The 9,516-nt window shown below is 38.5% G+C and carries 11 protein-coding genes and 1 pseudogene; 7 read left to right on the top strand and 5 right to left on the bottom strand.

From position 1 onward, the window contains the following. Together UC75_RS20395 and UC75_RS06235 are read left to right on the top strand one after the other, a co-directional pair. A partial coding sequence (locus tag UC75_RS20395) for a class I SAM-dependent methyltransferase (RefSeq protein ID WP_228137127.1) occupies positions 1 to 651 on the top strand: 651 nt, incomplete at its 5' end. Positions 652 to 680: 29 nt separating this feature from the next. Further along, entirely contained in the window at positions 681 to 2,009 is a 1,329-nt protein-coding gene (locus UC75_RS06235) for a sensor histidine kinase (protein WP_049837040.1), read from the top strand. On the opposite strand, the gene UC75_RS06230 is transcribed toward UC75_RS06235, so the two are convergent. The 5 genes from UC75_RS06230 to UC75_RS06210 form a co-directional block, all read right to left on the bottom strand. After that, positions 2,006 to 2,701 (bottom strand): response regulator transcription factor, encoded by a 696-nt coding sequence (locus UC75_RS06230; RefSeq protein ID WP_049837039.1) that lies wholly within the window; start codon positions 2,699 to 2,701, stop codon positions 2,006 to 2,008. The genes UC75_RS06235 and UC75_RS06230 overlap by 4 nt on opposite strands. Positions 2,702 to 2,718: 17 nt before the next feature. Beyond that, complete coding sequence (locus tag UC75_RS06225) at positions 2,719 to 3,213, bottom strand: chalcone isomerase family protein (protein WP_049837038.1); 495 nt, start codon at positions 3,211 to 3,213, stop codon at positions 2,719 to 2,721. Continuing rightward, positions 3,180 to 3,752, bottom strand: a complete 573-nt coding sequence (locus tag UC75_RS06220) for a nuclear transport factor 2 family protein (RefSeq protein WP_049837037.1) — start codon at positions 3,750 to 3,752, stop codon at positions 3,180 to 3,182. Before UC75_RS06220 ends, UC75_RS06225 begins: the two co-directional genes overlap by 34 nt. Before the next feature lie 175 nt (positions 3,753 to 3,927). Then, a complete protein-coding gene (locus UC75_RS06215; RefSeq protein WP_049837036.1) occupies positions 3,928 to 4,461 on the bottom strand; it encodes a shikimate kinase in 534 nt (177 codons plus the stop codon). 30 nt (positions 4,462 to 4,491) lie between these two features. Beyond that, a complete protein-coding gene (locus UC75_RS06210) occupies positions 4,492 to 5,145 on the bottom strand; it encodes an NUDIX hydrolase (protein ID WP_049837035.1) in 654 nt (217 codons plus the stop codon). A gap of 142 nt (positions 5,146 to 5,287) precedes the next feature. Between UC75_RS06210 and UC75_RS06205 the strand changes: the two genes are divergently transcribed. The 5 genes and pseudogenes from UC75_RS06205 to UC75_RS20390 form a co-directional block, all read left to right on the top strand. Continuing rightward, positions 5,288 to 6,040, top strand: a complete 753-nt coding sequence (locus tag UC75_RS06205; protein WP_049837034.1) for an aspartate/glutamate racemase family protein — start codon at positions 5,288 to 5,290, stop codon at positions 6,038 to 6,040. 136 nt (positions 6,041 to 6,176) lie between these two features. Next, positions 6,177 to 7,163, top strand: coding sequence for a quinone oxidoreductase family protein (locus tag UC75_RS06200; protein WP_049837033.1), 987 nt, complete (start codon positions 6,177 to 6,179; stop codon positions 7,161 to 7,163). A gap of 11 nt (positions 7,164 to 7,174) precedes the next feature. Further along, complete coding sequence (locus UC75_RS06195) at positions 7,175 to 8,023, top strand: TauD/TfdA dioxygenase family protein (protein WP_049837032.1); 849 nt, start codon at positions 7,175 to 7,177, stop codon at positions 8,021 to 8,023. Between the two features lie 59 nt (positions 8,024 to 8,082). Continuing rightward, on the top strand, positions 8,083 to 9,135 hold the full coding sequence (locus UC75_RS06190; protein ID WP_004791385.1) for a 3-keto-5-aminohexanoate cleavage protein: 1,053 nt from the start codon (positions 8,083 to 8,085) through the stop codon (positions 9,133 to 9,135). Positions 9,136 to 9,252: 117 nt separating this feature from the next. Beyond that, a pseudogene (locus tag UC75_RS20390) lies at positions 9,253 to 9,516 on the top strand (multidrug DMT transporter permease); the annotation flags it as partial.

Below are 9,516 nucleotides of genomic sequence, written 5' to 3'. Positions count from 1 at the left end.
TCTTTAACTTTGTGGATGGCAGAAAACTATCCACGCTCACAGATTACAGCTGTTTCAAATTCTGCAACTCAGAAAAAGTATATTCTCGGGCAAGCAGAGTTGAGAGGTTTAACCAATGTTGAAGTGCTCACCTGTGATGTAAATGTACTTGAATTAGACCAAGCGCAGTTTGATCGTGTTGTGTCGGTTGAAATGTTTGAACACGTCCGTAATTACCAACGTCTTTTTGAAAAAATTCAGGGCTGGTTAAAAGCAGATGGTTTACTCTGGTGTCATATTTTTTGCCATCGCTTTTTACATTATCCTTTTGAAGTGAAATCAGATTATGATTGGATGTCCAAGTATTTCTTTACGGGCGGTTTAATGCCATCGACTTCCACTTTTTTGCATTTTCAAGAGCATTTAGAGTTGGCTCAACAGTGGCAGTGGTCGGGTGAGCACTATATGAGAACGGCAAATGCTTGGCTTGATAATATGGATAACCAAGAAGTCGAACTGAAACCACTGTTTAAAAAAATCTATGGAAAAGATGCCAATATTTGGTGGCAACGCTGGCGTATTTTCTTCATGGCTTGTGCTGAGCTATTCGGTTTTGAGCAAGGACAAGAATGGATCATTGGTCACTTTTTATTTAAAAAGAGAGCATTGTAATTTCTACAGCCTATCCCGGCGATAAAGATATGATAAAAACTCGAAACGATGGCAAAGCGAGTCATCCATTAGCCCAAATGTTCAATCGATATTACTGGTTGCAGATTGGTCTGATTGCATTATCGATCGTGGTCGGGTTGGCTTGTAGTGCTTGGGTGATTAAAGGCTCTTTACTTAAAACTGCTTTAGAGCAGGAAATGGAACATTACTGGTTACGCATCGAACGTAATCCAAATGCAGATTTACCTGATACCAAAAATTTATATGGATATCGGTGGAATACACAGGTCGCACCTCAACCTTTTAAAGACATGCGTTTAGAAAGTGGCGTGCACCGAGTATTTGTTGATGGTAAAGAACGCATGACGGTCTATGGTGAGCATAACGGTCAGCATGTTCTATTGGTATTTGGCGAAAGTAATGTCAATAAGCTGATCTGGTTATTTGGACTTGCTCCACTCATGTTCAGTTTATCTGTTTTATATAGTTTTTTATGGTGGTCAAACCGAAGAGCAAGACGCTATTTTTCCCCAATTACGCGTTTAGCGAATGCTTTAGAAAATATTGATTGGGCACATCAAGACACCCAAGCTTCTCCTTTTAAAGATATTAATACCAATGGCAATATGGAAGCAGAATATCTCAAACAAGCTTTGGAAAAATATCATCAGGTTTTAAGCGATTTTATTCGACGTGAAAGAGAATTTACGGGAGATGTGAGTCATGAGTTACGTACTCCACTCACAATCTTAAAGGGTAATGTGCAACTTTGTCAGGCGAAGTATGGAGAAGATAAAGCCCTAGTTCGACTTCATAATACAATTGAAGATATGCAGTTATTAGTCGATACCTTACTGGCAATCGCACGTAATACAGTAAAAAGCTTACCATCAGAAAAGAATTTTTTATCCAGAATTGTGAGGGATTTAGTCGAAAGTTTAGATGCGGTCAGCGAGAGTAAGGGCATACATATTCATATTCAACCCGATCTTTCTGAACAGCCGCGTTGGTTATATCCCTCTATGACACAAATGGTGTTAAGCAATATTTTACGTAATGCGCTGAACTATTCTCAAGGCTCAAAAATCGACATCATTCAACAAAAAAACAGCCTAATTATTGCAGATAATGGAATTGGAATTTCTTTACCTAACGATGTGAAAGTACAAGAGCTTAGCGACTCACAACTCTCTTTAAAGGCTAAAGGCCATGGAATTGGTTTGCAATTGGTACAAAAGCTTTGTAAACAATTAGGATGGCGAGTCGAGTTGTTTGATCGACAATATTATTTAACCACTCATCCTGAACTCGATTTGGAGCCGACCACGGGCTTAATTGTTGTGGTCTATTTGAGTTAACTTACTGAACTGTCTAAAGCAATTTTTAAACCGACACCTGCTACTGTGTGTAATAGTTTAGGGTCAAAAGGTTTATCAACCATTTTTCTTAAGTTATAGATGTGACTGCGTAATGCATCACTTTCAGGTTCTTCGTCGCCCCATAGCTCCATCATCAGTTCTTGTTTAGTCACCACTTTTGGAGACTGACGCATCAAAATTTTTAAGAGTTTAAATTGAATAGGGGGTAACTCAATATTATTTCCGGCACGAACCACGGTTTGAGTTGCACTATCAAGAATTAAGTCGTGAATCTGAATTTTATGATGAGTAACTTCACCAGCTGCTCTTTTTATTAATGCACGAATCCGCATCACTAGTTCGTTAAAATCAAAAGGTTTTACCAAATAATCATCTGTGCCAGCAGTAAAGCCTTTAAGTTTGTCATCTAAAGTATCTCTTGCTGTCAGCATAAGGACTGGAATATCAACACCTTGTTCGGTGCGTAGCCAGTTGCATAGGTCATAACCCGAGCCATCGGGCAAATTTATGTCGAGCAGTAAAAGGTGATAATGCTGAGATTTAAGAAAAGTCCTTGCAGCATCTAAATTACGTGCATGATCGACCACATAACCATGTACTTCAAGAAATTCGCAGACCGTTGCTGCGAGTTCAAAATGGTCCTCAACCATGAGGATAAAGTGATTACCCATGAGATTTTATTAAGCCATTAATTTAATAGTTGTTGTTTTAATTTAGCATTAAACGGTTCGCTACCAAACCAGATTTTAAAATATTGATTTGCATTCGGATTATTTAAAGAACCGATCAGCTTCTGGTTTAATTTTAGTTCTAGTTTTTGAGTTTCATGTTGGTAGTAGAGACTGTAAAGATCTCCACTCTTAATTGGTCGATATAGTTCATTAATATGATTAAGGGGGGATTTTGCATCAAAGCCGTTAACATTTTTCTTCAAAAAGTGGGTTGCTGCGCGTTTAAATGCCCACTCGGGAATATCGCGGTTATAGCTAAACTCCATTTTGATACTTTGGCTTTGCCAATTTTTTAAGCAATCTTCAGCAAAGTAACTGACATTTCCCACCTTTTTGCTCGTCACCATTAAAGGAGCTGAACTGCATTTTTTTAGTTCAGCCGCATTCGCTTGAGATACGATTAAGATTCCCAGAAATATCAAGATTCGACTTTTTTGAACGGTAATACCCATTTATATACTCCTCCAAATATTGGTAAAGAACGGTAAAGGCCATTTGCCGGATCCCAATAATCTTGCTGGAAAATAATTTTTTGTTGCTCATTAATCTTAATTTGACTAATTCCATAAGAAGCCATGGTTTTTGAGCGGCCTAGCATTTTAAAGTCATAGGTCATGTACCAATGAATGTAGGCTGTATCTTGGTGATGAGTTGCACTAATGAGTTTTACAGTGACATTACTCACTCGGGCATTCATGCCTTCAAAATGCTTAATCAGATCTTTTTTCTGAGAGAACTGCGAGAGTGTATCGTTGATATAAAGTTGATCAGCGTAAAGATGACTCGCGTTATTCACAAAAGAAGGGGTGCCAAGTGTATTAAATGCGGCAACAAAACGATTGCCAATATCTAGCGCTTGTTGGTCATTTAATTCTATTCCAGTAATTTTTTGTTCGGCTTTACCGTAGTCGCCTGAGTAGCTAGGCATACTTTTACACGCTGTTAAACCTGCCAAGGCAATCAGCCCTAGGGCTGTAGTTATAATTTTCATATTTATATCCGAGCCAACTTTATAAGATTAAATTAAAGAGCTGGTCGTGAAGTTTGCGTGAATTCTTATGTTTTATGATTTGGTGTTAAGCTAAGCTTTGTTTTCTAGAATAGATAAGTTTACTTCAAGAAATGGCCGTAGAATTAAACGTTCTGTCTCTAACATAAAGTTCTCATTAAAAAATTTGTTTATATAGCTTGAATGCTATTTTTGAAGGTGCTTCATTATTTAAGATTTTTTGGCACTTTAAATTTATATATAAAGGGAAGCGATTTCTAATTTTATGTTCTTCACTTGTGGCGGATCCGTTTAAATACTTGCGTTGTAGCTGTCTATTTACAATTTCCTTTACACAAATTTCTAACTCGAAAGAAGGTAAGACCAAAAACGTTAAATAATGATCTTCAATGTGAGTCTTTATTTCGCGGTAATTAGTTATGAGTTCATTTGGATAAGTCATGAACCCTGATGAACACACAATAATATTGATTAAATTATTGTCTATATTTTTTACTAAATTCTGATACAACTCAATATTTTGAATTGCATATTCTTCATACCCATATGTGTTTATAAATTGAGAAATATTTCCTATTTTAAACATAAAGTGTTCATCTAAATCATAGCAGATAGCATTAAAATCTTTAGAAAACTGCTTGGCTAGTGTTGTTTTTCCCGCACCTCCCGGACCTATAAAATATATAAGCATGAATAAATTTCCCTTAAATTGACTCTTAACTCACCAATAAATATTGTCTCTATTTTCGCCAGAAATTTGTCTCGTAGCTGCGATGAGCAGTCTCTCTATTATTTTATCAATAGCTAAATAATTTGGAGGAAAGTCTTTTAATGTAATGGTTCCGCTACTTATTTCCCATAAGTCTTCTTTGATTTTAATACTCTGTTTTATTTGTATTGTATTAACTTTATGTTGAAGTAAATCAATACAATCATATATTTGAACTTCTACAAATCCTACTACCTCATTATCTTTTGGTTTTAGCTCAGATAATTTAATATTTAAAGGGAGTAAGAAGATATGTTGAAATTCATTTGCAATATAATTTTCTGCAATATGGCAAGCAGTCTGTCGAATTCCTATAGGGATAAGTTGATTGAATTCTATTTTAATTCCTAACTCTTCCTCACACTCTCTTATTCCTTGTTCAATGGTTTCACCTGCTTCGTAATGTCCACCAACAGAAATATCAAGAAAATTTTTTCTATCAAAAGTATAGTTATCAGAATTTTTAAGCTGAAAATAAACATATTGAGTTGATGGGTTGTATACAAGACAAGTAAACACCCTATGCCATAGACCTAATTGGTGGGCTAATTTTTTATCAATAATCCCAATGTGTTCATAATTATCATTAAATATATCAATATTCATATCTTTTCTATCAAGTATAAATTTACTCAAAATATTTTAACTTCATTTAAAGTTTTAAGTATCAAAAAAAGCAATTTTATTCTAGCTGTGCTTTACCCATAAGAGATATAGATAAGTTTTGAATAAATAGAAGGATTCAATAATGAAAACAATCGGCTTATTAGGTGGAATGAGTTGGGAATCTACAGCACTTTATTATCAACAAATTAATAAAATGGTTCATCGTAAATTAGGAAAATTACACTCTGCTAAGGTCATTATTAATAGTGTCGATTTTGAAGAAATAGCAGCCTTGCAAGCGAAGGGTTTATGGCAAGAAGCTGGCGCATATTTAGCTGAGCAAGCACAAAATTTAGAAAAAGCAGGGGCAGATTGTATTTTGGTGTGTACTAACACCATGCATAAAATTGCTACACAGATTGAAGATTCAATTTCGATTCCGTTTTTACACATCGCTGACGCAACTGCAAAAGAAATTTTGAGTCAAAACATTGGTAAAGTTGCACTGTTAGGAACAGCTTTTACAATGGAGCAAGATTTTTATAAAGCTCGATTGCAGGATTATGGAATTGAAGTAATTATTCCCAATGAAGCCGATAGAAAGATAGTTCATAGCATCATTTATGAAGAACTTTGTTTAGGTGTGATCAACCCAGATTCTCAGCAACAGTACATCGCTATTATAGAGAGGCTTATAGCTGAAGGCGCCCAAGGCGTTATCTTGGGTTGTACTGAAATTTGTATGTTGATTGGTGAGCTTAAATTCTCGGTTCCTTTATTTGATACCACCACCATTCATGCAAAAGAGGCAGTCAGTTTTAGCTTAAACGAAAATAAAAACTCGAATAGCGCCAATCTACATAAGTCTGCTGCAATTGCTGGGAGTATTCTTTAGCAATATTTGGAATATCCTTTGTCATTAAACGTTAAGCTTGTGTCGTGAAATGTAAAGTGGCCCCTATCCTAACTGTTGTAATTTTGGTTATTGCTTTTATAGGCACTCAATAAAAAACCAAAATATGGAATAGGACATGACGTTGACGAAAGCTATACGTTTCTATGGAACAGGAACGCCAGAAGTAATGCGCTATGAAGATGTAGAAGTAGGAGATCCAAAAGCTGGAGAAGTACGCCTACGTCATGTGGCAGTCGGCCTAAATTATGCCGATACATATTTTCGTAATGGAACCTATCAAATTTCAATGCCTAATGGCATGGGCGTCGAAGCTTCAGGTGTCGTTGAAGCTTTAGGCGAAGGAGTCACTCAGCTTAAAGTCGGTGATCGAGTTACTTATACAGGTTTTTTAAATACCTTAGGTGCATATAGTACCCACCGTCTAATTCCAGCAAATGCTTTAATTAAATTACCCGAAGAAATTTCTTGTGAAACAGCGGCAGCCATGACCATGAGAGGGCTGACCGCTGCTTATCTGATGCGCCGCATTTATGACTTTAAAGCGGGCGATTCAATTTTATTACATGCCGCCGCTGGTGGTGTTGGGCTGATCGTTTCTCAATGGGCTAAATTACTTGGCTTGACTGTTATTGGTACCACATCTTCAGAAGAAAAAGCTGCCGTAGCGCGAGCTCATGGTTGTGATCATGTCATTAACTACAGCCATGAAAATGTTGCCGAACGCGTACGTGAGTTAACAGGCGGCGTTGGTGTAAATGTCGTTTTCGATAGTGTCGGTCAAGCGACTTTCATGAGTTCATTAGACTCTCTCAAACGCCGTGGTTTGTTAGTTTGCGTAGGAACAGCGTCTGGTCCAATCCCTGCTTTTGACCCAGTATTACTCGCCGTGAAAGGATCATTGTTTGTCACACGTCCAGCTTTGGCAGATTACATTGCAGATCCTGCCGAGAAGAAAGAACTGGCAAATGAATTATTTGATCATGTTCGACATGGACGAATCAAAATTGAAATTAATCAGCGCTATGAGCTAAAGGATGCCGTGCAAGCTCATCGTGATTTGGAAGCACGTAAAACAATAGGTTCATCAATCTTTGTAATTTGAAGGGATTTCTTATGCAAATTGAACAGTTAACTTGCAATATTGGTGCAGAGCTCAGTGGCATCAAACTTGCTGATGCGATTTATGATGATGGATTATTTGCTGAAATTCGCACACAATTACTTAAACATCGTGTGTTGTTTCTACGAGATCAGCATTTAACCCGTCAGGATCATGTCGCATTTGCTGAAAAATTTGGACAGCTCGAAGATCATCCTGCGGTAGGCAGCCATCCTGATCATCCGGGTTTGGTGCAGATTTATAAACATCCGGAAAGTCCTGTCGATCGTTATGAAAATGCTTGGCACAGTGATGCAAGCTGGCGCAAGGTTCCACCGATGGGATGCGTGTTGCACTGTGTTGAATGCCCACCTGTAGGCGGCGATACCATGTGGACTAACATGGTGATGGCCTATGAGTCGTTACCCAATGATATTAAGGATAAGATTGCAGACTTACGTGCCTACCACAGCATAGAAGCGAGTTTTGGTGCGGCTATGCCGCTTGAAAAACGCTTGGACTTAAAAGCAAAGTTTCCCGATGCGGAGCACCCCGTGGTACGTACTCATCCAGAAACGGGCGAGAAAATTTTATACGTCAACGCGTTCACAACCCACTTCAGTAACTATCACACCAAAGACCGAGTCAGATTTGGACAAGATGCCAATCCGGGAGCAGCTGAACTACTGCGTTACTTAATTTCTCAAGCTTATATTCCAGAGTTTCAAGTGCGTTGGCGCTGGAAGCCTAACAGCATTGCCATCTGGGATAACCGCAGCACACAACATTACGCAGTCATGGATTATCCACCTTGCCACCGAAAAATGGAGCGGGCCGGCATTATTGGTGACGCAACCTATTAAATCTATAGGTTAATAATTTTATCTAATTGAAAATTCTAAAAATATATGAGGAGATGCACATGCAATTCTTTGACGACTCATTGCACCCAGAAAATATGGAAAAAGTGGTAATCACGGTTGCGCCATATGGCCCCGAATGGATGCCGGAAGACTTTCCCGAAGATATTCCAGTGACCATGGATGAGCAAATACAAAAAGCGGTTGAGTGCTATGAAGCAGGCGCGACGGTGTTGCATTTACATGTCCGTGAGCTTGATGGGAAAGGCTCTAAACGCTTGTCAAAATTTAATGAGCTTATTGCAGGTGTTCGTGAAGCTGTGCCTGACATGATTATTCAGGTGGGCGGTTCGATTTCATTTGCACCAGAGAGTGAAGGTGAAGCGGCTTTATGGCTAAGTGATGACACCCGACATATGTTGGCTGAACTCACTCCAAAGCCCGATCAGGTCACGGTGGCAATTAACACTACACAAATGAATATTATGGAATTGCTCTATCCTGAATATTTAGAAGGGACATCATTGGCACATCCTGCGACTCAAGCAGCATATGCAGAGATGACTGTGCCAGCAGGGCCTGCATGGGTAACTGAACATATTAAACGTTTATGCAAAAACAATATTCAACCGCACTTTCAGTTAACCGGTATGCATGGTCTTGAAACCCTAGAACGTATGGTGCGTAAAGGGTTGTACATGGGGCCGTTAAACTTAACTTGGATTGGAATCGGCGGTGGTTTTGATGGTCCAAATCCATTTAATTTCTTTAATTTTATTCATCGCGTACCTGATGGATGTACTTTGACATCAGAATCTCTGCTTAAAAATGTATTGCCTTTTAATACGATGTCGATGGCAATGGGTTTACATGCCCGTGTGGGTAACGAAGACACGATCATTGATCATCATGGACGCCGTTTTTCATCTGTAGAGCAAATTAAGCAAACCGTTCGGATTGCCCATGAACTAGGCCGTGAAATTGCCTCAGGAAAAGAAGCCCGTGAAATTTATCGTATTGGGGTGCAATACAACAGTATTGAAGAAACTCTAATCGCAAATGGTATGGCACCCAACCGTAAAGCAGGGCAAAAGGGTGTTCCGCAGCGTAACTAATGTGACAAGGTCTAACGGAATGTAGACCTCAAATGTAGTGCAGCTTATTCGCTTTGTTTTTTAAAGTGCGTTGCTGCACTAGCTAAATAGAAATTATAAAAAATACAAGGAGGTCGTATGAATGCACATCAGTATTCAGATCAGATGAGCGATGTTGATACGTCAATCAATATACCTCGTCGTTATGCATGGCTTGTTTTTGCTTTGACATTTGGTTTGCTCATTTCAGATTACATGTCAAGGCAAGTCTTAAACGCAGTCTTTCCTTTACTTAAAAATGAGTGGTTGCTCAGCGATAGCCAATTAGGTTTGCTCAGTGGCATTGTGGCGTTAATGGTGGGTTTATTGACTCTGCCGTTGTCTTTAATGGCAGACCGTTTT

Origin of the sequence: Acinetobacter sp. V2 (assembly GCF_001188385.1) — a bacterium.
Lineage (GTDB): Bacteria > Pseudomonadota > Gammaproteobacteria > Pseudomonadales > Moraxellaceae > Acinetobacter > Acinetobacter oleivorans.
This window is presented reverse-complemented; position numbering and strand designations above follow the sequence as displayed.

What these genes read in the sequence shown, in the direction of transcription:
- UC75_RS06235 (WP_049837040.1), top strand. Translation starts at nt 681, where the DNA reads ATGATAAAAACTCGAAACGATGGCAAAGCGAGTCATCCATTAGCCCAA.
- UC75_RS06230 (WP_049837039.1), bottom strand. Translation starts at nt 2,701, where the DNA reads ATGGGTAATCACTTTATCCTCATGGTTGAGGACCATTTTGAACTCGCA.
- UC75_RS06225 (WP_049837038.1), bottom strand. Translation starts at nt 3,213, where the DNA reads ATGGGTATTACCGTTCAAAAAAGTCGAATCTTGATATTTCTGGGAATC.
- UC75_RS06220 (WP_049837037.1), bottom strand. Translation starts at nt 3,752, where the DNA reads ATGAAAATTATAACTACAGCCCTAGGGCTGATTGCCTTGGCAGGTTTA.
- UC75_RS06215 (WP_049837036.1), bottom strand. Translation starts at nt 4,461, where the DNA reads ATGCTTATATATTTTATAGGTCCGGGAGGTGCGGGAAAAACAACACTA.
- UC75_RS06210 (WP_049837035.1), bottom strand. Translation starts at nt 5,145, where the DNA reads ATGAATATTGATATATTTAATGATAATTATGAACACATTGGGATTATT.
- UC75_RS06205 (WP_049837034.1), top strand. Translation starts at nt 5,288, where the DNA reads ATGAAAACAATCGGCTTATTAGGTGGAATGAGTTGGGAATCTACAGCA.
- UC75_RS06200 (WP_049837033.1), top strand. Translation starts at nt 6,177, where the DNA reads ATGACGTTGACGAAAGCTATACGTTTCTATGGAACAGGAACGCCAGAA.
- UC75_RS06195 (WP_049837032.1), top strand. Translation starts at nt 7,175, where the DNA reads ATGCAAATTGAACAGTTAACTTGCAATATTGGTGCAGAGCTCAGTGGC.
- UC75_RS06190 (WP_004791385.1), top strand. Translation starts at nt 8,083, where the DNA reads ATGCAATTCTTTGACGACTCATTGCACCCAGAAAATATGGAAAAAGTG.